Raw genomic sequence first — 24040 nt, forward strand, 5'->3', positions numbered from 1 at the left:
CCTCAACGCGCCTCGACCAGGGCGACGAACTGCTCCGGGGACAGGCGCATGGCGGCACCTGTGGGGCAGGCCCGCACACAGGCCGGGCCCCCGTCCTGGCCCATGCAGGCATCGCATTTCACCGCTTTCTTGCCACGCTCCTTGTCGGCGGCGGCAGGGGTAAAGGTTTCCGGCTGGCCAGGACCCGCGCCGCGGCCAAACAGAAGCCAGGACAGCAGCCCGGGCTTGGGCGGCGCGGCATAGCTCAGCTTGATCGCGTCGTAGGGGCAGTTGGTTTCGCAGTTGCCGCAGCCGATGCAGCTGTCGGTGATGAAGACCTCACCGTTGGCGGAACGGCGAATCGCATCCGGCGGACAGTCCTTCATGCAGTGCGGCAGCTCGCAATGACGACAGGATATCGGCACATGCAGGTTGGCGAATGAGGGCCCGGCGGCGCGGTTCAGCCGCGACAGGCCGTTATGGGTTTCGGCACAGGCGCGCTCGCAGTTGTCGCAACCCACACAGAGGGACTCGTCGATGACCAGGGCATTGGTCGCCTCCCCCAGGCCCTGCTCCATGAGAAAACCGATGGAGCGGGCGGCCTCGGGCTGGGAGGCCATGGCGTTGGTCTTCTCCAGCAACGAACTCAAGCGCCCCTGCAGGGTGGCGACATGGTCCGGCTGGCTGTTGACCAGGGTCAGGAACTGCGGGCGCCTGACCTTGATGGTTTCGGTACGCACCGCGGCGACGGCGGTATCCCGGCGCAGGGGGGCACCCATCAGCGCCATCTGCCCCACCAGGTCACCGGAGTGGTGCTGGGCCACCACCATGTTCGCGCTGCCCCGGGAGAGCACCACGGTGCCGCTGCGGATCAGGTGCAGGCAATCGCCTTCCTCGCCCTCGGAGAACAGGGCCTGGCCGGCGTTGAAGCGGCAGGCCTCTACTTCGCCCGCAATGGCGGACAACTCCGCCAGCGGCAGGTCCGGGCGGAAAGCGGCCTGCAGAGCGCGCACGATAAAGATGCGATCGATGCCCTGGCGCACCTCCTCATTGGAGTTCATCAACTTCACCATGATCCGACGCGGCGTCTCGATCAAAATCGCGTCTTCACTGACCACCGCATCGCCCTGCCGCGGACGGCCCGAGATCAGGCTCATCTCACCAAAGAACTGCCCCGGCTTGAGCGTGTGCCAGGGGCCGTCCGGCTCCAGCTGCAGCTTCACCTCCCCTTCCACCAGGGTGTAGAAGGTGGTGCTGAACTCGCCGTTGCGATAGACCGGCTCTCCCGCCGGAATAAACACCGTGGAGCGCTCGCCCTTCTGCTCGGCATGGACCATGTCCGCAGGCGGCAGGCTCACGAGGATCCGGCTCTCGATGATCAACTCGCGGAAGGCCAGCGGATTCATGCGCCGGAACATGGGGATGCGCTGTTGGTACAGCTCCAGCACATCCTCGGCATCCATGACGTAGGGCAGGCCCGAAAACTGGTCCTGCAACAGCGGATAGTCGGCGGGCTTGGTGTTCTTGCCGTGAATGAACTCGATGACGTCGTAGCCCTGGTTCATGGCCTGCTTGATCAGCGGGTACCCGCCCAGGGCGCCGATGACGTAGAGGCCGGGCACGTTGCTCTGGTAGTGGCGGTCCACATCCGGCACCGCGTCAGCGTTGGGGCTGCTGATCTCGATGCCGCAGGATTCGACGAAGCTGCGCGGGGGGATGGTGCCGAGACGGGCGATAATCCTGTGGCAGGCCAGACGCTCTTCCCCGGCGGGCGTATTGAGGATAATGGCGCCCATCTCACCCGGGCCGCTGGGCAATTCCAGGCCGGCGACACCGGCTTCATAGTGGCAATGGAAGGGCCTGCTCTTGTCGTTGATTGCCGCCAGCACCGCATTCAGGTTGCCGTCCTTGGCACGGCTGAACTCATTGCGCCGATTGATGATGTGGACGGTGTTGTAGTCGGACAGGGCGATGGCGTTTTCGATCGCGGCGTCACCGGCGCCGACGACGACGATGGTCTCTTTCTTGAAGTCCTCGGGATCGTCGAGGGTGTAGCGGACGAAGTCCGACTCGCCGTCACCTTTCACCCCGAGGCTGCGGGGGTTGCCCTGGGTGCCGATGGACAGCACCACATGCTCGGCTTCGATTTCATCCCCGGACTGCAGCTTGAGCACGAACTGGCCGCGGCTGCCGCTGATGCCCGTGACTTCGCTGTCGTAGCGGATGTTCAGGCCGCTGTCGATGCTGTCCTGCCAGGCACCCAGAATCTCTTCCCGCTTGCCGGCGACGAAGGGTACCGGGCTGCGCAGGGCGAGAAACCCCGGCTCGTCCATGACGTGCTTGCCCTTCTGGTACTTCTGGATGGTCTTGGCGAAAACCGAAAAGCCTTCCAGCAAGACATAGCCTGGCGTGGCGGCGCCGGCTTCAAGGTCGTACTCGGCCGCCCTGCCCGCAGCGCTGAGACCCGCAGGCCCCGCGCCGACAATGGCGATATGATACCTCTCCCCCAAGAGCAAATTCCTTGACTGGCTTATTATTCAACCCTGCAACACTTCGCAGAGCTCGCTGCCTTTTACTATAGCCGGGCAATCCCCGATTGCCCAAGTTTTTCTTGTGATCCGGTTCGCAACAGCGAACGCTTACTCCACTGCGGCCAGGGCCTCCGCCAACCTGGACACGGCGAGCACCTGCATGCCCTTGATCTGCCCGCGGGGTGCATTGGCGCGCGGCACAATGGCGCGTCGGAAACCGTGCTTGGCCGCCTCCGCCAGCCGCTCCTGGCCGCTGGGCACCGGCCGGATTTCCCCGGACAATCCCACTTCACCAAAGATCACCATGTCCCGTGGCAACTGCCGGTCGCGAAAGCTGGAGACGATGGCCAGCAGCAGGGCGAGGTCGGCGCTGGTCTCCAGCACCTTGACGCCGCCCACCACGTTGGCGAACACATCCTGGTCACCGACCTGCAAACCGCCGTGCCGGTGCAGCACCGCCAGCAGCATGGCCAGCCGGTTCTGCTCCAGGCCCACCGCGACCCGCCGTGGATTGCCCAGGGCACTCTCGTCGACCAGCGCCTGGATCTCCACCAGCAGCGGCCGGGTACCCTCCCAGACCACCATCACCGCACTGCCGGACGCAGGCTCGCTGCTGCGATCCAGGAAGATGGCGGAGGGATTGCGCACCTCGCGCAAACCCTGCTCGGTCATGGCGAAAACCCCCAGCTCGTTGACCGCGCCAAAGCGATTTTTTTGCCCCCGCAGCGTGCGGAAGCGGGAATCGTGGTCGCCCTCCAGCAGGATGGAGCAGTCGATCATATGCTCCAGCACCTTGGGCCCGGCCAGCGAGCCGTCCTTGGTGACATGGCCCACCAGGAACACGACGGTACCGGTCTGCTTGGCAAAGCGGGTCAGGAAGGCAGCGCACTCGCGCACCTGGGAGACGCTGCCCGGTGCCGAGTTGAGGTCATCCGAGTGCACGACCTGGATCGAATCCACCACCAGCACCCGCGGTCGGTACTTGTCAGCCGCGGCGATGATGGCCTCGACATTGGTCTCCGCCATCAGCCGTAGCTTGTCCGTGGCCAGTCCCAGGCGCCGGGCGCGCATCGCCACCTGCTGCAGGGATTCCTCGCCGGTGATGTACAGCGCCTCCATGCCCGCGGCCAGGTGGCACATGGTCTGCAGCAGCAGAGTGCTCTTGCCGGCGCCGGGGTTGCCCCCGACGAGAATGGTGGAGCCCGGTACCAGGCCGCCGCCCAGCACCCGGTCGAACTCCTCGGCGCCGCTGGAGAAACGCGGCAGATCCTTGAGATCGATATCGGCCAGCAGCCGCGCCTCCGCCAGGGTACCGGTATAGCCACCGCGGCTGCCACCAGCGCGAGCGGTTGTGGTGCTGCGGGCGCCGGCCGTTGCGGGACCCAGGCGCACCTCCGAGAGGGTGTTCCAGGCCCCGCAGTCATTGCACTGGCCCTGCCACTTGGCATAATCCGAGCCACAGTCATTGCACACGAACGCGGTTTTGCTTCTGGCCATGCCCTGTCCTGTTCCCGTTCCCGGGGAAAATATCTGGCGTCCGGCTATCGGTTGCCGGGTGAGCTCGGTATCCTAGTGCATGCGCTTGCTCAACACTACCGGATTGCCCATGTCTGACGCCTCCATCGTTCCCGAACAGCCCCTGGTGTTTTCACCCGGGCTGGCGGCGACGATCGGGCTGGAGGAGGCCATCCTGCTGCAGCAGCTCGGTGCCCTGTTCGCCCACCGCCAGCCCCGCCACAGCGACGGCTTTGCCTGGCTGGCCGTGGAGCGCGACTTCCTCCTCCGCCAGCTGCCCTTCTGGAGCCCGGCGGACCTGCACCGCATCAGCCGCAGCCTGGCCGACAAGGGGGTGATCCTGCTGCAATCACCGCCCCTGCACAGCCACGGCGAGCTGGTATTCGCCTTGAACGAGCCCCTGCGCAAGCCGCAGCCGCAGCGCCACCCCCTGGATCCTCCGCCGGCCCCACCGCGCCGCGGTGCCGGCCAGCTGCCGCCCAACTGGTCGCCCAGCGAGGACCTGCTGCAGCTGCTGGCGCTGAATCACAACATACCGCGGCAGTTTGCTCTCGACCAGCTGGAGGATTTCATCTTTTACTGGCGCGAGCGCGGCGAACCGAGTCACGCCTGGGAGAACAAGTACCGCCAGCACGTGATCAGCAGCTGGCGCCGCCAGCAACAGCTGGAAGCGGAGGCCTTTCGCATCGAGCACAACCCCGAGCTCGACAATCACTGGCGCCCCAGCCGGGACGCGCTGGAAATCATGCTGCGCAGCGGCGTCGAGCGGGAATTCATCGACGAGGCAATCCCGGAGTTCATCCTCTACTGGCGGGAACGGGGCACGGCACCAAAGGAACTGAACTCGAAATTCATCCAGCACATCCGCATCCAGTGGGCCAAGTACACCTCCAGCATGAACCACAGCACCGAGCCCCGGCGCATCAGCGAGGACTGGCAGCCGGACGCCGATGTCTTCGATATCCTGCGCCTGTCCCACATAGACGAGGACTTCGCCCGGGGACTGCTGCCGGAATTCATCATTTACTGGCGCGACAGCAACCAGGCCCATACCTCCTGGAACAGCAAGTTCCTGCAGCACGTGAAGTTCCACTGGGCCAAACAGCACCGCATCGAACAGGCAGGGCACAGCCATGACCAAGGACAAGGATCTCATCGAACGGGTCGCACGCGGGATAGCAGCCTCGCCGACGACCTCAGCGACACCTCCTGGGCGGACTGAAAAGCGCCGTCCCGCCACGGAAGCCCATGTCGAGGCCATCAACCAGGTCTTTGCCCTGTTCCGGCTGAATTACCACAACCAGTACTACGCTGCCTACCCGGACGCCGAGCAGCTCAAGCAGATCAAGAAGCTGTGGCTGGAGTCGCTGGCGGACTACCCGGTGGAGCAAATACTGCGCGGGGCCCGCCACGCCATCGAAAACAGTGAGTACTTGCCAACCCTGCACCGGATGCTGGAGTGCTGCCGGGAAGGCATTGCCGGGCTGGGACTGCCCGCCCCCTACGATGCCTACCGGGAAGCCTGCGACGCCCGCAGCCCGCGCTCGGCCCAGGACTGGAGTCACCCGGCGGTTTACCTGGCCGGCCGCGACAGCGACTGGTTCTTTCTCGCCAACAATCCGGAGCGTCTGACCTGGCCTGTATTTCGCCAGCACTACCAGGACTACTGTACCCGGGTACTGCGCGGGGAGACCCTGGCCATCCCGGAAGAACCGGCACTGGAGCAGCACCATCCCGAGCCCCTGAGCACCGAGGAGCAGCTTGCGGCACTGAAAAAACTGCGGGAATCTGCCAACTTGTAATAATGGGAGTTTTTGCTCATGAACGCGCCCCTTCACGACGACCAGCGCCCCGGTTACCTTGCCGAGACCCACGCGGTGGAGAATGTCTCCCGCGAACTGGCGGACTACAACCTCTTCACCGAGGACCGCGCCCTGCGCGACGCGGTGCAACGCGAAGGCGCAGGCTGGGCAGAGGCTGATCTTCGGGCCTTCGGCGCCAGGGTCGGCGCCGCCGACTACCTCCAACTCGGCTTTGACGCCAACCGCTACCACCCCGAGTTCGATACCCACGACCGCTTTGGCAACCGGATAGACCTGGTCAGCTACCATCCGGCCTACCACACGCTCATGGACACGGCTCTCAGCCATGGCCTGCATTCCTCGCCCTGGACCAACCCGCGCACCGGGGCCCATGTCGCCCGTGCGGCCCATACCTACCTGCATACCCAGGTGGAGGCGGGCCACGGCTGCCCCATCACCATGACCTTTGCCTGCATTCCCTCGATCCGCACCACGCCGGCCATCGCCGCGCTGTGGGAGCCGAAGATCACCGCCTGTGAGTACGATCCGCGCAATGTGCCGGACCAGGACAAGCAGAGCGTCACCATCGGCATGGGCATGACCGAAAAGCAGGGCGGCTCGGATGTGCGCAGCAACAGCACCCGTGCCTGGCCCGTGGGCCAGCGCGGCCCGGGCGAGCTGTATGAACTGGTGGGGCACAAGTTCTTCCTCTCCGCCCCCATGTGCGACGCCTTCCTGGTGCTGGCCCAGACCGAGGCCGGGCCCAGCTGCTTCCTGGTGCCGCGCTGGCGCCCGGACGGCAGCAAGAACCCGCTGCAGGTGCTGCGCCTGAAGAAAAAGCTGAGCAATGCCTCCAATGCCTCCAGCGAGATCGAGCTGCGCGGCGCCCTGGGCTGGCTGCTGGGGGAGGAGGGCCGCGGCGTGCGCACCATCGTCGAGATGGTCAGCCTGACCCGCTTCGACTGCATGATCGGCTCCGCCGCCGGCATGCGCATGGCCGTCTCCCAGGCCCTGCACCACTGCAGCATCCGCGAAGCCTTCGGCGCGGCACTGAACCGCCAGCCGCTGATGCAGAACGTACTCGCCGACCTCGCCATCGAGAGCGAGGCCGCGCTGGTCACCGGCATGCGCATGGCCCGTGCACTGGACAACCTCCAGGACGAACAGGAAGCCCTGCTCATGCGCCTCGGCGTCGCCGTGGGCAAGTACTGGATCTGCAAACGAAGCCCCAACCATGCCTATGAAGCCATGGAGTGCATCGGCGGCAGCGGCGTGATGGAAGACAGCATGATGCCGCGCCTCTACCGTGAGGCCCCGGTCAACGCCATCTGGGAAGGCAGCGGCAACGTCCAGTGCCTGGACGTCCTGCGCGCCCTGCAGAAGTCACCGCAAGTCGTAGAAGCCTTTTTCCTTGAGACCGGCAAGGCCCGTGGCTGCAACACCGCCCTGGATCGCCAACTCGACACCCTGGCCCGCGAACTCAAAGACGCCTCCGACATGGAATACCGGGCCCGCAGCGTCGTCGACCGCCTGGCCACCTCCCTGCAGGCCGCCCTGCTCCTGCAACACTCTCCGGGCTCGGTAGCCGATGCCTACTGCGCCTCGCGGCTGGAAGCTTCCGGGCACCACAACTACGGTGCCCTTCCCCGCGGCGTGGACTGCGCATCGATTATCGAGCGGACGACCCCACAAGCCTGACTAACGTGCTCTTTACTAGCAGCGCGGTGAGCCGGGAGCAACGAGGCGCCGGGGCCGCGGACATCCGCGCCAGTAAGCAGACATCGGAACCGCAAGGAAGGGTGTCAGTCGTCGTAGTTACCACGTGCGAGGTTTTCGAAGCGTGTGAACTGACCGATGAACGCCAGCCGACAACTCCCGATCGGCCCATTCCGCTGCTTGCCCAGGATGATTTCCGCCGTCCCCTTGTCCGGCGAATCCTCGTTATAGACCTCGTCGCGGTAGATGAACATGATCACATCGGCGTCCTGCTCAATCGCCCCGGACTCGCGCAGGTCCGAATTGACCGGGCGCTTGTTCGGGCGCTGCTCCAGAGAGCGGTTGAGCTGGGACAGGGCCACCATCGGGCACTGGAACTCCTTGGCGATGGCCTTGAGGCTACGGGAGATCTCGGAGATCTCCGCGGTACGCCCCTCGGAGGAGCCGGCAATCTGCATCAGCTGGATGTAGTCCACCATGATCATCCCGATCTGGCCGTACTCGCGGGTAATGCGGCGGGCGCGGCTGCGCACTTCCGTAGGCGTCAGCGCCGGGGTGTCGTCGATGAACAGCGGTCGGTCCTTGAGCTTGGAGACAGCGCTGCTGAGTTTGGGCCAGTCTTCTTGCTCCAGCTTGCCGTTGCGGATCCGGGTCTGGTCGATGCGGCCGACCGAGGACAGCATGCGGATGATGAGCTGTTCCGCGGGCATCTCCATGCTGAACACCAGGATCGGCCTGTCCTGCCCCAGTACCGCGTTTTCCACCAGGTTCATGGCAAAGCTGGTCTTGCCCATGGACGGCCGGCCGGCAACGATTACCAGGTCCGAGGGCTGCAGGCCTGAGGTCATGCGGTTGAGGTCGAGAAAACCGGTGTCGAGGCCGGTGATGTCGCCGCCCGAGTGAAACAGTTCCTCGATCCGGTTCAGGGCCGACTGTAGCAAGGGGTTCACTTCCCGCGGGCCACCAGCCTTGGGCCCGTGCTCGGAGATCTGCATGATGAGGCGCTCCGCCTCGTCGATCAGCTCATCGGAGGTGCGCCCTTCCGGGCTGAAGCCGCTCTCGGCGATGACCTGCGCCGCCTCGATCAATTTGCGTAAGCTGGCGCGCTCGCTGACCACCTGGGCGTAGGCACGGATATTGGAGGCGCTGGGAGTGTTGCTGGCAAGCTCCGCCAGATAGCCGAGGCCACCGGCTGCATCCAGTTCGCCATTGGCGGTCAGGCGATCGGCCACGGTAATCACATCGACCGGCTGCGCTGCCTCGGCGAGCTTGGCAATCTGGCGGAAAATCAGGCGGTGATCGGGCCGGTAGAAATCCGCCGCGGTGACCGCCTCCGCCACCGCATCCCAGCCATCCGCGGACAGCAACAGACCGCCGAGGACCGACTGTTCAGCCTCGATCGAGTGCGGTTGCATCTTGATGTGGGCAATATCCCGGTCACTGGCACCGCGCCCGCTGCCGTAGGGGGGCTCGGAAATAACGCCGGGGTAGTCGGTATCAGGCATGCAGGTCTGCTGTGACGGTCGCGGCCGGACAGGTTAGCGGATTTTGCCGGGCATGGAAAAGGGCACGCCAGATTTATTCAACCTGGCGTACGCTGTATAGCGGAGAGACGCCCGGGCCAGGGCCCGGGCAGGGGTGTTTACTCGGCGACGACGGCGATGACGACCGTGGCGGTCACGTCGCCGTGCACCTGGATATCCACGTCGAACTCGCCCAGCTCGCGCAGGGGGCCCTCGGGAAGACGCACTTCGGATTTGTCCACTTCGCAGCCGGCCGCGGTCAGGGCCTCGGCGATGTCGCGGGTACCCACTGAACCGAACAGCTTGCCCTCTTCGCCGGCATTGGCGCCGATGGAAATCGGCTGCAGGGCGTTCAGGGCCTCGGCGCGCTTCTCGGCGGCAGCCAGGGTCGCGGCCGCAGCCGCTTCCAGCTCGGCGCGACGGGTTTCAAACTCGGCAATGTTGTCCCGGGTTGCAGGCACGGCCTTGCCCTGGGGGATCAGGAAGTTGCGGCCATAGCCGGCTTTCACGTCCACCTTGTCTCCCAGGCCACCCAGGTTGCCGATGTTTTCCAGCAATATGACTTCCATCTTGATTTCCTCTTTCAGGGGAGTCGCCTCCCGCTTGGTTTAAATCGTCAGTCGCGGTCATCGCTGTCGTCGCGCCGGGAGACATTGCCCCCGGTGCTGGCCTGCCAGCGCTGGCGAAATCCCAGCCAGCTGTCGGCCACAGCCGCGATCACCACCATAATCTTTGCCAGGTCGAACAGGACCCAGGCAATGTAAAAGCCGGCCAGCAATCCGGTACCCCGACCGCGTATTGCCACCCGCGCGTGCAGCAGCGCGAGGCCGGCTGCGGTCAGGGGCACCAGGCAGATCGCAGCCCAGGACCGGTATTCCAGTCCGAGAAAGGCCAGACCCAGTGCCACCACCACCAGCAGGCTGCTGACTGCGGGCGGGTAATACAGGGCGCGAAACTCGCTGCCAAACCCGCCGGGGTTGTACAGCGCCGCCTGCCACCAGCGCGCCAGCAACAAACAGAGCACGCTGAAGATCGCGTTGGCGGCTCCCAGCATGCCCGCAACCTGCAGCGCCGTCGGCCGCGCCAGGGTGACCACCGCCGCGCCCTCGGCCGCCATCTGTTGCTCCAGGCTGCCCAGAAACTGATCGAAAAACACCAGCATCTGTTCCAGCACCGGGCCGCCAAATACCGCCACGGCCCACCCGGTGACCAGGCCTACCGGCACACTGGCCAGAATTGCCAGCGGCAGGCTCACGGTCAACCTGAGCACCAGCGCCAGCGCACCGGTCCCCAGCAACAGGGCCAGGGGCCCGCTGTCGCCGAAGGCCAGCATCAGCGCCCCGGCCGGCAACACCGCCCACAACAACAACCAGCCGCCCTGTCCCGCGCCGCGGCGCAGAGTGACCAGGGCGATGGCAGCGGCACTGATCCAGCAGAACAGCAGACTGCCAGCACCCGCAACGGCCACCACCAGAGCCTGCAGGCGACCGCGCATGATGAAATTGGCCAGGCCTTTCAAAACGCGCCTCCCAGAGTCACGCCGCAACCGGAGGCTGCGGCCTGCGACCGGGAATGTTTACTGATGCGAGTCCGAGTACGGCAGCAGGGCCAGGAAGCGCGCGCGCTTGACGGCGGTGCCCAGCTGACGCTGGTACCTGGCCTTGGTCCCGGTGATCCGGCTGGGTACGATCTTGCCGGTTTCTGAAATATACGCCTTCAGCGTTTCCAGATCCTTGTAGTCGATTTCCTTCGTGCCTTCGGCAGTGAAGCGACAGAACTTGCGGCGACGGAAAAAACGTGCCATTGGCTACTCCTTGTGAACCTTGATAATCGTTACCTGGCTGCGAGCGGCTTATTCGCCGGACTCGTCATCGCCTTCGTTGTCGTTGCTGCTGCTTTCGCGGGGCGTACGCTCGGCTTCTGCCGACTGGCGCTCCTCGTAGCGGGTCTTGCGCTCGCGGCTTTCCTTCTCGGCCTTCATGATGAATGACTCATCGGTGACGGCTTCGTCGCGGCGAATGACCAGGTTACGCAGTACGGCGTCGTTGTAACGGAAGGTGGTGGTCAGTTCTTCCATCGCTTCGTTGGAAGCTTCAACATTCATCAGGATATAGTGCGCCTTGTGAATCTTGTTGATGGGGTAGGCCAGCTGGCGACGCCCCCAGTCTTCCAGACGGTGCACGGAGCCGCCGTCTTTCTGGATGGTGTTGGAGTAGCGCTCGATCATGCCGGGCACCTGTTCGGACTGGTCCGGGTGGACCATGAATACAACTTCGTAATGACGCATCGTGGCTCCTTACGGGTTAGTGCTACCCATCAGCGTGGTGTAGCAAGGAGGATCGGCTGTCGCAACAGCCGGGCAAAATTCAGGCCGCGGATTCTATAGAGTTTGCGGGCTCACCGCAAGCGCTACCGGGCAGACGCTAGCGCCCCGGCTGGCGGCGCTGGCGCAGCGCCTCGAACAGGCAGATCCCGGTGGCCACCGAAACGTTGAGGCTGCTGACCGAACCGGCCATGGGCAGCTTGACCAGGTGGTCGCAGAGCTCGCGGGTCAGACGCCGCAGGCCGGCGCCTTCGGCACCCATCACCAGCGCGACCGAGCCCGTGAGGTCACTGTCATAGACCGTGGCCTGCGCCTCGCCGGCGGTGCCGTATATCCACACGCCGCGGGCCTTGAGGGCCTCCAGGGTGCGGGCGATATTGGTGACCCGGGCAAAGGGGACAACCTCGGCGGCGCCACAGGCCACCTTGCTGACGGTGGGACCAAGGTCCGCGGACTTGTCCCGGGGGACGATGACCGCCTGCACTCCTGCGGCATCGGCACTGCGCAGACAGGCACCGAGGTTGTGGGGGTCGGTGATGCCATCCAGCACCAGCAGCAGGACCGGCCCGGGACTGTCATCCACCAGACGCAACAGGTCGGCCTCATCCAGCAGGTTGCCACCCATGGCAGCGGGACCCGCGGCGGCGGACTCCACAACGGCGGCAACGGCGCCCTGGTGGCGACCCGATACCCGCTCATCCAGCACTTTGCGCGGCTCGCGCACCACCGCCACGCCCTGGTTGCGGGCGAGGGCCTCAAGAGCGGCAATCCGCTTGTCCGCACGCCCCTGCTGCAGGGCCAACTGTCGCACCGCCGCAGGATTGCGCCGCAACAGGCCGTCGACCGCGTGAATGCCGTAGATGTATTGCACGCCGCGGGGCTAGCGGCGACGGCGACGGCGGGACTTGGCGGCCGGGGCCGGCTGCTCCGGATCGGCCGCGGACTTGCTGGCCGCCGGGGCCTTTTTCTTCGGCGCACCGGACTTCTTCGCCGGAGCATCGGACTTCTTCCTCTGCCCGGACCGCCCTGACGCCGCCTTCTTCCCGGCCGGCTTGCGCGACTTCCTGGACGCGCCACCCTCGGGCGGCTTCGAATCGATCATTTCCAGATCGACCTTCTTGTCATCCAGGTCCACCCGGGCAACCTGCACCCGCACCCGGCCACCCAGCTTATAGCTGCGGCCGCTGCGTTCGCCAACCAGGCGCTGGTGCGAGGCATCGAAGCTGTAGTAGTCGCCCGGCAGGGCGCTGATGTGCACCAGGCCTTCTATATAGATGGGCTGCAACTCAACAAACAGGCCAAAGCTGGTAACCGCGGCAATGATGCCATCGAACTCGTCGCCCACATGATCCTGCAGGAACTCGCACTTGAGCCACGACTCCACATCGCGGGTGGCATCGTCCGCCCGCCGCTCGGACATGGAGCAGTGCATGCCGTACGCCACCATGTCGCGCTCGTCGTAGGGGAAAATATCCTCCTTCGACAGCAGCGGCGCACCACGCTGGCGCACCACGGTCTTGGTGCGCACCTTGGAACGAATGATGTGACGTATGCCCCGGTGCACCAGCAGGTCCGCATAGCGCCGGATCGGCGAGGTGAAGTGGGCATAGGCCGGATAGTGAAGGCCGAAGTGGCCCTCGTTCTCGGGCTGGTACACCGCCTGGCGCAGGGAGCGCAGCAGCATGGTCTGGATGACATTGGCGTCGTCGCGGGACTGCACTTCATCCAGCAGCTTGCCGTAGTGGGCCGGAGTCGGCTTGTCGCCACCGCGCAGGTCCAGGCCCAGCTCGCCCAGAAAGGCGCGCAGGTTCTCCAGCTTCTCGGGAGTGGGGCCCTCGTGTACCCGGTACAGCACCGGCAGCTTGTGCTCCTCATAGAAGCGGGCAGCGGCCACGTTGGCGCAGAGCATGCACTCCTCGACAATCTTGTGGGCGTCATTGCGCACCACCGGCACGATGGCGTCGATCTTGCGCTGCTCGTTGAACAGGATACGGGTCTCGGTGGTCTCGAAATCAATGGCGCCGCGATCACCGCGGGCGCTGCGCAGCACCTTGTACAGGGAGTGCAGCCGTTTCAGATCCTTGACCAGGCTCTTGCTGATGTCAGGATGGCTACCCTGCTCCAGCAGCTCACCGACCTGGGTATAGGTCAGGCGGGCATGAGAGTGAATCACCGCCTCGAAAAAGCGGAAACCGGTCAGCTTGCCTGAGCCGCTGAGTTCCATCTCGCAAACCATGGCCAGGCGATCGACCTCGGGCTTCAGCGAACAGAGCCCGTTGGACAGGGCCTCGGGCAGCATCGGCACCACCTGCTCCGGGAAGTACACCGAATTGCCGCGCAGGGCGGCTTCCTCGTCCAGGGCCGAGCCCGGCTGCACATAGTGCGAGACATCGGCGATCGCCACCCACAGGCGCCAGCCGCGCAGGCGCTTCTCGCAGTACAGGGCATCGTCGAAGTCGCGGGCATCCTCGCCGTCAATGGTAACGAACGCCAGCTTGCGCAGGTCCGCGCGGTACTGCTTGTCCTCTTCCAGCGGCTCCGCCTCCAGGGAGCCGGACTCGCGCAGGACTTCCTCCGGCCACTCGTGGGGGATGTTGTGGGAGCGAATCGCCACATCGATTTCCAGGCCCGGGTCCAGGTGGTCGCCCAGTACCTCGACGATGCTGCCCTTGGCGCCCAGATTGCGCGTGGGGTAGTCGGTGATCTCGGCGGTAACGATCTGGCCCGACCTGGCACCGCCCTTGAGTTTCGGCGGGATCAGGATGCGGTGGTTGACGCGGCTGTTGTCCGGCACCACAAAGCCAATACCGCTCTCCTCTTCATAGCGGCCGACGATGCGGTTGGTACCACGGTGCAGGACTTCGACCACCCTGCCTTCCGGGCGCCCGCGCCGGTCCAGGCCGATGACAGTGGCCAGCACTTCATCGCCATCAAAAACGAACTGCATCTGCCGCGAGCTCAGGTAGAGGTCATCCCCCTGCTCCAGGGGGATGGCGAAGCCGTAGCCGTCACGGTGGCCCTGCACCCGGCAGCGCAGCAGGTTCATCTTGTCCACCAGGCCATAGGCACCGCGGCGGTTGACCATCAGCTGGCCGTCGCGCTCCATCGCCCGAAGGCGTTTGCGCAAGGCTTCTACCGAGTCTTCGTCGTCGAGCAGTAGCTGCTTGGCGATCTGGGGGTGACTGAGGGGCTTGTCTGCCTCGGCCAGCAGCTCAAGAATCGCTTCGCGACTGGGGATGGGGTTGTCATAGCGCGCAGCTTCGCGCTCGGCATGGGGGTCGGCAATCTTGCCTTTTTTGGTCATATTGAGAGGGGTGTCCTTGTCCGTTTCGACTGTATCAATTTTTACTGGGCGACAGTATACGCGAGGATTGACAAACCTGCCCGGGAAAAGTAAAGTGCGCGCCCTCGGCTCAGGCAACGCTCTGAACCGCAGGCCCAGGTGGTGAAATTGGTAGACACGCTAGCTTCAGGTGCTAGTGCTCGAAAGGGCGTGGAGGTTCAAGTCCTCTCCTGGGCACCATCCCCTCAGTAGTTACAAGCCTTCCCGGCTAATTCATAAAAATCCCAATATAAAACCCCACAAAATGTGAGCGGTAGAAACGCTACCTCACGATTCCCGCCAAGCAAGAAAAAACCCGGCCCGACCTGGGCGGACTAAGTGGTGCCAGTGGCACCATAAACCCCGCCCAGAGCGGGAGGACTTTCCTGTATTGCAGGCGTCGCACTCCATCGCGCCAAGTCGCACGGTCCTGCCATCTTGCGATAAACCCCGACCGACAGTGACGGGGTTTCCCCTTGCATCAGCCGCAACCCTGTGCATTATTGGCCTAGAGATCACCCGGGTGCCAGGCCCGCCATCGTCACTAGCGAGCGCAGCGGGGTAGTGACGATGGCTCCGAGCCCAGAAAGCGCGCTGTCCCCAGACCGATTTTCGGCAGGACGCGCGCGTGACGGGTTCCTAGGATACCCACCGTAGAACGAATTACCCGTGGCCACTGCGGATCAGTGGCAAAGAGGGGGCCCGCCCTCGACCATCCGGTCACAACGGGCCAGTGCGCTCAGGACTGCACTCGGCGCACCGACCTCAGGGTCGGCAGTCCATTCTCTACATCGCGACCGTCGTCGCTCAACTCAAAGGAGGTGCTCATACCACTATCATTGTCACTCGGCCCCCTGGGGCCACGCGTGTATACACAACAGGGATCTCCCCCAGGTGATCGGTTGTGTAGCCTGTTTACAGGCGCTTTCAGGTCGTAAAGGAGTGGTGTCCCGTGATCCTTGCCGGTTTCCGGATGCGGTGGGTTAGTCCCCCCGCCTGATCAGAAACACTAACCGAGACAGATAAACACCGTGAGAGACCTGAACAACCAATATGAATACGCCACCGGCTAAAGCCGGTGGCTTCGGGTTACGGCTGAAAGCCGGATCGATCAGCCAGTCGGCCGATAACTATCGCTACACCATGTCGGTGACCAATGCGATCAACACCGCGCCACTATCAGTCGGTACCGCGCGGTGGATATCCCTTCTCGCTGATATAGGCCACACCTTTCTGGATCATTTCCAGATCGGGTCGGCAGAAGGGGGCACTGGCAACGTCGCTGAAATGCAGGCTACCGTCGGGGCGTACGAAGAACACGCCTGGTTCGGCGAACGGTGCATCGGTTTCCCTGTCACTCAGAGGCGTGGAAATGAACAGGCCCAGTTCGCGCGCCTGTTCGATAGAGAGGTCGTAGGCGACAGTAATGTCCAGATGCGCTTCCTCGGAGAATTGCTCTGCCTTGCCTTTGGGATCTGTCGAGACTGACACGATCTCAACATCCATGGCCTCGAAGTTCGCTTTCATGCCGTTTAACTGCCCCAGGTACTTTTTGCAGATGGGGCAATGCAGGCCGCGATAGACCACGATCAATTGTGACTTGCCGCTGGATGGTTGGCCCAGCGTTACTGAGTCGCCCGCTATCGTCGGCAGGGCAACCAGAGGAAAATTGGTACCTGGATGGGGGATATTTTTCATTCCTGTATCCTTTTCAGGGTGGATTGATGGCTGTGTGATCTGATGGCATGAGTATTTGCCTGCTTCCAATCCGATGCGGCCACCGGAGTTATGTTACAGAACACTGCCAGCGGCATCAGTGTCAGTAAAGTCAATTGCGCAATCGTCTCAGGACTGTGTAACAAACGGCGCACATCCGCATCACTACCCCGGAAGTCACAGCGAGCCCGGAAAACTCACGCGCTGACGCCAAGCGAACCACGAAAGGTAGCCAATTATGGAACGACAACGTATTGCCACTGCTCTGCTGCTATTACGCCTCGGGGTGTTCATCGTGATGATCATGTGGACACTGGACAAGTTCATCAATCCCGAGCACAGCGGCGCCGTATTCGAGCATTTCTACGGCCTTGGCGGGCTGTCTGGTACTGCTTTCATGATCATCGGGGTTCTGCAGTTGCTGTTGGCACTGGCATTTGTGGCAGGCTTCATGAAGCGTTTTAGCTACGGGATGATTCTCCTGTTGCACACGATTTCCACACTGTCTTCCTGGCAGCAGTATCTTGATGCCTTCAATAACCTGCTATTCTTTGCCGCCTGGCCGATGCTCGCGGCCTGCATTGCGCTCTACATGTTGAGAGACCTGGACACTCGCTGGACTCTCGACGATCGCTGAGTCGAGGCAGGCCCGCATCCGCTGTCTAACACCGCAGTCCGAGAGACAGGGAAACCATGGAGATGAACCCGTGAACAATGTCACCCGCATCGGCGATGACATCGCCGACACTCACAGCAGGGTCCAGGATTATTACGGCCAGCAGCTGCAGAGCTCCGCCGACCTGAAGACCAGCGCCTGTTGCGACCCCGCGCAGACGCCGAACTGGCTGAAGCCCTTGCTGGCGAATATCCACCCGGAGGTGCTCTCCCGTTATTACGGCTGCGGCCTGGTTTGCCCGGACCAGCTCGAAGGCTGCAGGGTACTGGATCTGGGCTGTGGCAGTGGCCGCGATGTCTACGCTCTTGCGCAGCTGGTGGGCGCGCAGGGTGAAGTGGTCGGGGTCGACATGACCGCCGAACAGCTCGCCGTGGCCCGTGCCCACCAGAGCTGGCACGCCGAGCAGTTCGGTTACGACAACGTGCGTTTTCTCAATGGCTACATCGAGAAACTCGACGAGCTCGACCTGGAGCCGGGCACCTTTGATGTGATTGTCTCCAACTGCGTCATCAATCTGTCGCCGGACAAGGACGCGGTGCTGGCGGGGGTCCAGCGCCTGCTCAAGCCCGGCGGCGAGTTCTATTTCTCCGACGTCTATGCGGACCGCCGGGTACCGGAGTCCGCGCAGCGGGACCCGGTGCTATACGGCGAGTGCCTGGGTGGCGCCCTGTACTGGAACGATTTCCTGCACCTGGCAAAACGTCAGGGCTTTGCCGACCCGCGGCTGGTGGAGGACCGGCCGCTGGATATCACCGATCCGGCGCTGGCGGCAAAGCTGGGCAATATTCGCTTCTTCTCGGCCACTTACCGGCTGTTCAAGCTGGAAGGGCTGGAAAACGACTGCGAGGATTATGGGCAGGCGGTGGTCTACCGCGGAACCGTGCCTAATTGCCCCCACGGCTTTGCCCTCGACAGCCACCACTTCATCGAGACCGGGCGCGCGTTCCCGGTCTGCGGTAATACCTGGCGCATGCTGCAGGGCACACGTTTCGCGGCCCACTTTGATTTCATTGGGGATTTCACCTGCCACTATGGCATCTTCGAGGGTTGCGGAGTCTCCTTGCCGTTCAGCCAGGCTGGTGCGAGCAATGAGGACTCGGCACCATGCTGCTAGCGCCCAAAGCCGACATCGACGTCATCTCCAGCCTGCAGCCACTGCGAATCCTGGTGCTCTGCACCGGCAATTCCGCCCGCAGCATCATGGCCGAAGCCTTGTTCAACCACCATGGCGGTGGTCGCATCGTGTCCGACAGTGCCGGCAGCCGGCCCACGGGGGCCGTCAACCCCTTCGCCCTGGAGCAGATTGCACGGCTGCCGGCACCGCCGATGGCAACGCGCAGCAAGAGCTGGGACGAATTCGCCCGGCCTGGCGCCATGCCGCTGGACATCGTCGTGACAGTCTGCGGCAACGCCGCGGGCGAAGCCTGCCCGGACTTCCCTGGCGCGCCCCGGCGGGTGCACTGGGGCCTGCCGGATCCGGCGGCGGTAACCGGCAGCGAGGAGGAGAGGCGCCTGGCTTTCAGCAACTGTTTTGAAGCGCTGGAGGCCGTGATTCGGGAAATGGCTCTGCAGCTTGATGCTGGCGCGGGACGGGCGGGGCTGTACCATTGGATGACCGAGCACTCACCCACTCAATGCGACAGACCGCTTGGCTGTTCCTCTGGCGCATAAGCTGACCTGGCCGCGTGCCCTGATCGCATCCTCACGTTGCAAGGAGAATAACAATGGTCCGATTTCCCTCTCTCCCCGAGTCACCGCATCTCGGCGAGGTGTTCAAGTCATTCGGCCGAGGGATATGGCCGTTGACCGAGTTCCACGATACTGTTCTGCGCGGCGAATCCGATTGGACCATCGCTGAGCGGGAAGTGTTGGCAGCCTATGTGTCCGGCCTGAATGCCTGCAGTTTCTGTCATGACACGCACAAGATGATCGCTGAGATTCACGGCATCCCGGAGTCGATGTTGCGAGCACTGGTCGATGACCCAGAGAACAGTGGTGTCTCCCGAAAACTTTTGCCGGTTCTCGCCTATCTGCGCAAACTCACCCTGACACCATCAAAAATGGTGGATGCCGATGCACAGGCCGTGTTTGCCGAGGGGGTGAGCGAACAGGCGCTTTATGATGCCATTGCGGTCTGTGCGCTATTCAACTTCATGAACCGTATCGTTGAGGGCTGTGGGGTAATGACCAGTGATGCAAACCTGGCGGCCTCGCGCGCCCGGCACGAGGCCACGCGGGACAGTAAAGAACCTTATCGGGATTTTGCCAGAGGACTGGGTTTCTCGCCAGAATAGCCAGAGTTGAATGGCTATCCACAGGCACAGGGTTCCATGCGCGGAAAACAGAGCTTTGACCGTGTTCATAAATATGCTCGAAGCTGTAACAAATACTGTGTTGCCGAATCAATATCCGGTAAGTCAAAACCAACCCGGAGAGTATCTATGAGCAACAAGACATCAAAGTTCGTAACATCAGTATTTGGCGCATCCTTTCTCGCAAGTTCCCTGGCCATGCCGCTTGCGGCGGTGGCAGATAACCCCTTCAGCGCTACGGACCTCGGGTCCGGCTATCAGCTGGCCAGCAAGGACGCCGAGGGCAAGTGCGGTGAAGGCAAATGCGGTGGCGAAGAATCCAAGGGAGATGCCGAGGGTAAATGCGGTGAGGGCAAGTGCGGCGGCGCCGATGGCGACAAGGCGGCCGAGGGCAAGTGCGGTGGGGCCGATGGCGACAAGGCGGCGGAAGGCAAATGCGGTGGGGCCGATGGCGACAAGGCGGCTGCGGAAGGCAAGTGCGGCGAGGGCAAGTGTGGCGGCGCCGGCTAGGCGGATCGCTGCAGCTCGACCTTAGCTGTTGACCGGCAGTAAGGACCGTCCGCACGCCCTGGCTGACGAAGGTTCTTTGCTGCTGTTACCCATCCGATAAGACAAAGGAATCCGCATGAACGCGACGCTTCTGCTGACGCGATCCCGTGATCTTCTGGATCGATCCCGCGGGATCGATTTTTTGGCGCCACTGTTTCTCCGCCTGTTCCTCGCCCCGGTATTTATTTCGGCGGGACTGACCAAGATGATGGGCTTCGAAAGCACGGTAGCTTGGTTCGGTAACCCGGATTGGGGTCTGGGCCTGCCCTTGCCGTGGTTGATGGCCTTTCTGGCCACGGCCACAGAGCTGATTGGTGGGTTTCTGCTGTTGTTCGGCCTGGCCACCCGGTTTATTGCAATTCCCCTGATGATCACCATGCTCGTGGCGATATTTACGGTCCATTGGCAGGATGGATGGTTTGCAATCGCACCCTCTGACCCTTCCACCAGCATGGCAGCGCCGCTGGCGGCTGTGGGTTTTCCCGGTGCAGAGGCGAGCCTGGCCAACAGTGAGGAGGTAGCGAAGCGCCTGACCGCCGCCCGCGGCCTGCTGCGCGAACACGGGAACTACAGCTGGCTCACCGAAAAGGGCAGCCTGGTCGTGCTGAACAACGGCATCGAGTTTGGCGCGACCTACTTCATCATGCTGTTGGCGCTGTTTTTCTCTGGCGCGGGACGGTTTATCAGTGTGGATTACTGGATTGGCCGCTGGCTGGACCGACAGGGCGGGTAACCGGCCGTCAGGACGCAGTCTTCTCAATTTAGAGTCCTGCTCGCCACACAACGCCAGGGTGGTGCCACCAGATCTCAGCTCAGGGCCATCCGAGCCAGTGCCAGACGGCGAGCACTGTCATTGCCAGCAACAGCAGCAGGCCGAATCCGAACAGTCGGAACCGGTGCGGGACGTAGTTGGAGCTGACATGGACCCAGGCATGGGCGCATCGGCTCAGCACGAACAGCCAGGCCAGCGCTAGCGCAATTCCGCTGCCCTGGCCGAGTGCCATCAGCGCGAAGCACAATACGTAGAACAGGACGGGAGCCTCGAACTGGTTGGCGAGGTTATTCGACACCTTGACCACCGCTTCGGGCCAGGCCCGGTTATCGAGCGCCGTGGCGTTGCGGTCCACTTCGCCGGCTTTGACGGCGGCGAACTTGCGCCGCCCGAGCAGTACATAGACGCCGATGGTAAGCAGGACCTGGGCCAGGATGGGTCCGAGCATTGATGTGGTTTGCATGGGTGACTCCAATAAATGCTTTCAGTGCGAATAATTTCACGGATCAGGAATCCTGGTGGGCTCCCTGTTCAAGATCCTTGGCGATGCTGGTCCACGTGGAGACCCCGTAGGGTACCAGGTAGGTCAGCACCAGCTTGAGCCAGTCCGGGGCCAGCCCCTGGAGCACGACGTCGCCCTGATTGATCATGGTCAGCAGCGTACCTACGACCAGTGCCAGCTTGAGGGCGCGCAGCGCTGTGCCCGCCGCGGTTGCCATATCGAGCAGGTCTCTGACGGACGGACTTGCGTTCTGCTTCACGAGATCTTATCCCTGACGAGCGCCACACGGCGGCTGGACAGAAATTCCTTGAAGGGGACGTCTGCCATGGGTTCCCCCAGCCAGTAGCCCTGGATCGTGTCACAACCGAGCGCTGCAAGACAGTCAGACTGGGCTTTGGTTTCGATGCCTTCTGCCACGGTGCCCAGCCCAAGGTTCCGTGCCAGGCCGATTATCGCCTTCACGGAGGAAACCTGGACGTCGTCTTGCGGAAGCCCTTTGATAAACGACTGGTCTATCTTGAGTTTATTGACCGGGACCTGGTTGAGATAGCTGAGTGAGGAATAGCCGGTGCCAAAGTCATCCAGGGAGATCGATATACCCATGTAGACCAGCGCTTCCAGCTGGCTGGCGACAGATTCGAGGGCACCAATGGCAACGCTCTCCGTTATCTCCAGCTCCAGCAGCGACGGCGGCAGCCCGGATTCGTTCAGGGCGCGTTCAACGGTCAGCAGCAGATTGCTGTGCAGCATCTGGCGCGCTGACACGTTAACGGAAACTCCGACGGGCTGGCCGGAATGCCGTGACCATTGCGCGCAATCGCGGCAGGCCTGCACCATGATCCATGCACCGATCTCCACGATGAGCCCGTCATCTTCGGCAACGGGAATAAAATCCGCAGGCGAGACCTGGCCCAATTCGCCGTGCCGCCACCGTACCAGGGCCTCGGCGCCCGCTATGATTCCACTTTCGAGTTGCATCTGCGGCTGGTAACAAAGGTAGAGCTCGGATCTCGCAAGCGCACTCTCAAGCACCCTCTTCATCGCCTGGCGATATTGGTGCCGCAGCTCCAGGTCGCGGTCAAACGCCACGATCCCGTTGCCGCCAAGTTGCTTGGCCTGGTTCATCGCGAGGTCCGCCCTGCGCAGTGCCTCCTCGACCTCGTGCCCATTCATCCCGGTATTGCCAGTGAGCTCAGTGATGCCGATGCTGAGCGAAAGGTAGAGTTCGTGCCCAGCGGCGTGGCAGGGTTCATGCAGCGAGGCCGAGAGAGCCCCCGGTATCCTCAGTTTATCCGAGTCGTCCGCGTAGATCATTCCCAGCAGGTTGCCGTCAAATCGGTAGAGAGTCGGCCTTGGTTCAGGTGTTGCCAGAATCTTCGCTGCCAGTCGCGCGACGACTGCTCTGACCGAGGCGTCTCCCAGGCTATGCCCGCCGCGGTTGATAACCTCCTGAAAGTGGTTGATTTTCAGGAGGGCAATCTGTACCAGACCGGCTGCGGTGGCCGCTTGTTCATGCAGATCGCGGTAGAACGCGGCGCGGTTGGGAAGCCCGGTCAATTCGTCATGGAATGCCAGGTACTCCAGCTTTTGCAGTGCCAGTTTTCGTTCGGTGATGTCCTCCAGGAACAAGTGATATTCTTGCCATCATTCCAGCCAGTGCAGGCCGATGTGGAGGTAGCGGTCGGCCAGACTGTACTCCTGGGTGAAAAGCTTTCCATTCGCCTTCGCCCTGGACAGAAGCTCCACCAGATTGGCTGGCAGTAGCTGAACTACAGCCACACCGAAGACTTCGCGGGCCATGGCTGCGGCGCCTCCGTTGGTGTAAGTCACCGTACCATCGCGGTCGAGGGCAAGCACAGGCCGTGGATTCTGTTCCGGGAAGCTCGCCAACCTGTGCTGCTCTTCCATCGCGGCAAGGCGTCGTGCGTTGACCCATACCATGATGGCGGCCGCCAGCAGCGACGCGAGCCCCATCGCTGAAATCAGGTGCAGGGTGGTTTCAATTTTCTGCAATGACTCCCTGGAGGCCGTCGTGATGCGGCGGCCAATCCAACTGCCCAGCTGAAGGCTGTTTGCATCCATTTGCTGAATCACCGGGTCCATCTCTGCGAGGATACTCCGAGACTGGTCCCAATCGACAGGCGATTTCCGCATGACGGTATCCAGGCTCGCGGAAATAGCGAGCAAGGAGTGGATCAGGGAACCTATCGACGACAATCCCGGCGCTTCGGGAATTTCCTCTTCGATGGCCCCATAGGTGCTTGAAAGCGTGTCAAACCCCGCCGGGAACTGCTCGGCGAAGAGGTCGCTGTCGGCAGTGAGGTAATAGTTGTAGAGGATGGCCTGAATCTTGAGCAACTGCACGTTGAGCTGCTGGATGTTGGTCAGCAAAGGGAGATCGTCATCTGCAAGGTACATGACATTATCACGGCTTTGCTGAACGGTCTGGTGGCTGAACAGGGCCAGTAACACCAGCAAGCAGAGGACCGATCCCACCGCGAGCCAGCCCCTGGGCCGGAGCTTGGGGAGACTGCTCTTGCGCATATCCATGCTCGATTCCAAGCTTGATGGGCTATGGATGCGCCAAGTGTGCAGATGTTACATTGCTGGTTCACGAAACCGGAGCGCGCAGACGATGTCTATTGGGCTTCGGCCAATGGGTGAAGTGGTTTAATGGATGTGACCAACCCAGTTAAGGATAATGTCCTGAACTGGAGGTGGTATGAACACGAGAAAGAAGTACTCGAAAGAGTTCAAGCTGGATGCGATCAGCTTGGTGTTGGAGCAGGGCTACAGTCGTGC

Annotated in this window: 24 protein-coding genes and 1 tRNA gene; 11 read left to right on the forward strand and 14 right to left on the reverse strand. The window is 62.8% G+C overall.

The window, feature by feature from the left end; translation table 11 throughout:
* Nucleotides 1–2: 2 nt before the first annotated feature.
* On the reverse strand, nt 3–2489 hold the full coding sequence (locus tag RLO07_RS03585; protein ID WP_462290764.1) for a cyclic nucleotide-binding domain-containing protein: 2487 nt from the start codon (nt 2487–2489) through the stop codon (nt 3–5).
* A 129-nt stretch (nt 2490–2618) separates the two neighbouring features.
* The gene (radA, locus tag RLO07_RS03590) at nt 2619–4007 is read right to left on the reverse strand and encodes a DNA repair protein RadA (RefSeq protein ID WP_462290765.1); all 1389 of its coding nucleotides are present in this window, start codon (nt 4005–4007) and stop codon (nt 2619–2621) included.
* Nucleotides 4008–4116: 109 nt separating this feature from the next.
* Between radA and RLO07_RS03595 the strand changes: the two genes are divergently transcribed.
* The 3 genes from RLO07_RS03595 to RLO07_RS03605 are packed head-to-tail and all read left to right on the forward strand — an operon-like array spanning nt 4117 to nt 7525.
* Nucleotides 4117–5247 carry a DnaT-like ssDNA-binding domain-containing protein gene (locus RLO07_RS03595; RefSeq protein WP_462290766.1) on the forward strand — a complete coding sequence of 377 codons (1131 nt, stop codon included), beginning with the start codon at nt 4117–4119 and terminating at the stop codon, nt 5245–5247.
* Nucleotides 5159–5827 carry a replication protein P gene (locus tag RLO07_RS03600; protein ID WP_462290767.1) on the forward strand — a complete coding sequence of 223 codons (669 nt, stop codon included), beginning with the start codon at nt 5159–5161 and terminating at the stop codon, nt 5825–5827. The genes RLO07_RS03595 and RLO07_RS03600 overlap by 89 nt, the downstream gene beginning before the upstream one ends.
* A gap of 18 nt (nt 5828–5845) precedes the next feature.
* Nucleotides 5846–7525 (forward strand): acyl-CoA dehydrogenase family protein, encoded by a 1680-nt coding sequence (locus RLO07_RS03605; protein ID WP_462290768.1) that lies wholly within the window; start codon nt 5846–5848, stop codon nt 7523–7525.
* A 104-nt stretch (nt 7526–7629) separates the two neighbouring features.
* Here the strand turns inward: RLO07_RS03605 and dnaB are convergent, their stop codons facing one another.
* From dnaB to rnr, 7 genes are all read right to left on the reverse strand, one after another.
* A complete protein-coding gene (gene dnaB / locus RLO07_RS03610; RefSeq protein WP_462290769.1) occupies nt 7630–9048 on the reverse strand; it encodes a replicative DNA helicase in 1419 nt (472 codons plus the stop codon).
* Between the two features lie 137 nt (nt 9049–9185).
* Nucleotides 9186–9635, reverse strand: a complete 450-nt coding sequence (rplI, locus tag RLO07_RS03615; protein WP_462290770.1) for a 50S ribosomal protein L9 — start codon at nt 9633–9635, stop codon at nt 9186–9188.
* A gap of 47 nt (nt 9636–9682) precedes the next feature.
* A complete protein-coding gene (locus RLO07_RS03620) occupies nt 9683–10585 on the reverse strand; it encodes a hypothetical protein (RefSeq protein ID WP_462290771.1) in 903 nt (300 codons plus the stop codon).
* A gap of 57 nt (nt 10586–10642) precedes the next feature.
* Nucleotides 10643–10870 carry a 30S ribosomal protein S18 gene (gene rpsR, locus RLO07_RS03625; RefSeq protein WP_304706987.1) on the reverse strand — a complete coding sequence of 76 codons (228 nt, stop codon included), beginning with the start codon at nt 10868–10870 and terminating at the stop codon, nt 10643–10645.
* Nucleotides 10871–10918: 48 nt separating this feature from the next.
* A complete protein-coding gene (gene rpsF, locus RLO07_RS03630) occupies nt 10919–11353 on the reverse strand; it encodes a 30S ribosomal protein S6 (RefSeq protein ID WP_462290772.1) in 435 nt (144 codons plus the stop codon).
* A gap of 136 nt (nt 11354–11489) precedes the next feature.
* Nucleotides 11490–12260 (reverse strand): 23S rRNA (guanosine(2251)-2'-O)-methyltransferase RlmB, encoded by a 771-nt coding sequence (gene rlmB, locus RLO07_RS03635; protein ID WP_462290773.1) that lies wholly within the window; start codon nt 12258–12260, stop codon nt 11490–11492.
* A gap of 9 nt (nt 12261–12269) precedes the next feature.
* Nucleotides 12270–14693 carry a ribonuclease R gene (rnr, locus tag RLO07_RS03640; protein WP_462290774.1) on the reverse strand — a complete coding sequence of 808 codons (2424 nt, stop codon included), beginning with the start codon at nt 14691–14693 and terminating at the stop codon, nt 12270–12272.
* 132 nt (nt 14694–14825) lie between these two features.
* Here rnr and RLO07_RS03645 point away from each other — a divergent pair.
* Nucleotides 14826–14912 (forward strand) — tRNA-Leu (locus RLO07_RS03645).
* A gap of 978 nt (nt 14913–15890) precedes the next feature.
* On the opposite strand, the gene RLO07_RS03650 is transcribed toward RLO07_RS03645, so the two are convergent.
* The gene (locus RLO07_RS03650; RefSeq protein ID WP_462290775.1) at nt 15891–16409 is read right to left on the reverse strand and encodes a peroxiredoxin-like family protein; all 519 of its coding nucleotides are present in this window, start codon (nt 16407–16409) and stop codon (nt 15891–15893) included.
* Between the two features lie 256 nt (nt 16410–16665).
* Here RLO07_RS03650 and RLO07_RS03655 point away from each other — a divergent pair, with 256 nt between their 5' ends.
* The 6 genes from RLO07_RS03655 to RLO07_RS03680 all read left to right on the forward strand — a co-directional run bounded on the left by RLO07_RS03655 (nt 16666) and on the right by RLO07_RS03680 (nt 20697).
* Nucleotides 16666–17064 carry a hypothetical protein gene (locus tag RLO07_RS03655; protein ID WP_462290776.1) on the forward strand — a complete coding sequence of 133 codons (399 nt, stop codon included), beginning with the start codon at nt 16666–16668 and terminating at the stop codon, nt 17062–17064.
* Between the two features lie 70 nt (nt 17065–17134).
* Nucleotides 17135–18217 (forward strand): methyltransferase domain-containing protein, encoded by a 1083-nt coding sequence (locus RLO07_RS03660; protein WP_462290777.1) that lies wholly within the window; start codon nt 17135–17137, stop codon nt 18215–18217.
* Nucleotides 18208–18774 (forward strand): arsenate reductase ArsC, encoded by a 567-nt coding sequence (locus RLO07_RS03665; protein WP_462290778.1) that lies wholly within the window; start codon nt 18208–18210, stop codon nt 18772–18774. The genes RLO07_RS03660 and RLO07_RS03665 overlap by 10 nt, the downstream gene beginning before the upstream one ends.
* A 131-nt stretch (nt 18775–18905) precedes the next feature.
* On the forward strand, nt 18906–19397 hold the full coding sequence (locus RLO07_RS03670; protein ID WP_462290779.1) for a carboxymuconolactone decarboxylase family protein: 492 nt from the start codon (nt 18906–18908) through the stop codon (nt 19395–19397).
* A gap of 147 nt (nt 19398–19544) precedes the next feature.
* Complete coding sequence (locus RLO07_RS03675; protein ID WP_462290780.1) at nt 19545–19925, forward strand: HvfA family oxazolone/thioamide-modified RiPP metallophore; 381 nt, start codon at nt 19545–19547, stop codon at nt 19923–19925.
* A 115-nt stretch (nt 19926–20040) separates the two neighbouring features.
* Complete coding sequence (locus tag RLO07_RS03680) at nt 20041–20697, forward strand: HvfX family Cu-binding RiPP maturation protein (RefSeq protein WP_462290781.1); 657 nt, start codon at nt 20041–20043, stop codon at nt 20695–20697.
* Between the two features lie 79 nt (nt 20698–20776).
* Here RLO07_RS03680 and RLO07_RS03685 read toward each other — a convergent pair whose 3' ends face one another.
* From RLO07_RS03685 to RLO07_RS03700, 4 genes are read right to left on the reverse strand one after another with little or no spacing between them, the layout of a single operon-like run.
* Nucleotides 20777–21199 carry an MAPEG family protein gene (locus tag RLO07_RS03685; protein WP_462290782.1) on the reverse strand — a complete coding sequence of 141 codons (423 nt, stop codon included), beginning with the start codon at nt 21197–21199 and terminating at the stop codon, nt 20777–20779.
* 43 nt (nt 21200–21242) lie between these two features.
* The gene (nrtS, locus tag RLO07_RS03690) at nt 21243–21497 is read right to left on the reverse strand and encodes a nitrate/nitrite transporter NrtS (protein WP_462290783.1); all 255 of its coding nucleotides are present in this window, start codon (nt 21495–21497) and stop codon (nt 21243–21245) included.
* Entirely contained in the window at nt 21494–22867 is a 1374-nt protein-coding gene (locus RLO07_RS03695; RefSeq protein ID WP_462290784.1) for a putative bifunctional diguanylate cyclase/phosphodiesterase, read from the reverse strand. Before RLO07_RS03695 ends, nrtS begins: the two co-directional genes overlap by 4 nt.
* A gap of 15 nt (nt 22868–22882) precedes the next feature.
* Entirely contained in the window at nt 22883–23788 is a 906-nt protein-coding gene (locus RLO07_RS03700; RefSeq protein ID WP_462290785.1) for a hypothetical protein, read from the reverse strand.
* A gap of 172 nt (nt 23789–23960) precedes the next feature.
* Between RLO07_RS03700 and RLO07_RS03705 the strand changes: the two genes are divergently transcribed.
* Nucleotides 23961–24040: transposase (locus RLO07_RS03705; RefSeq protein WP_462290788.1), on the forward strand; the 80-nt coding region annotated here is incomplete at its 3' end.

This window comes from Haliea sp., from assembly GCF_040221975.1.
Lineage (GTDB): Bacteria > Pseudomonadota > Gammaproteobacteria > Pseudomonadales > Halieaceae > Haliea.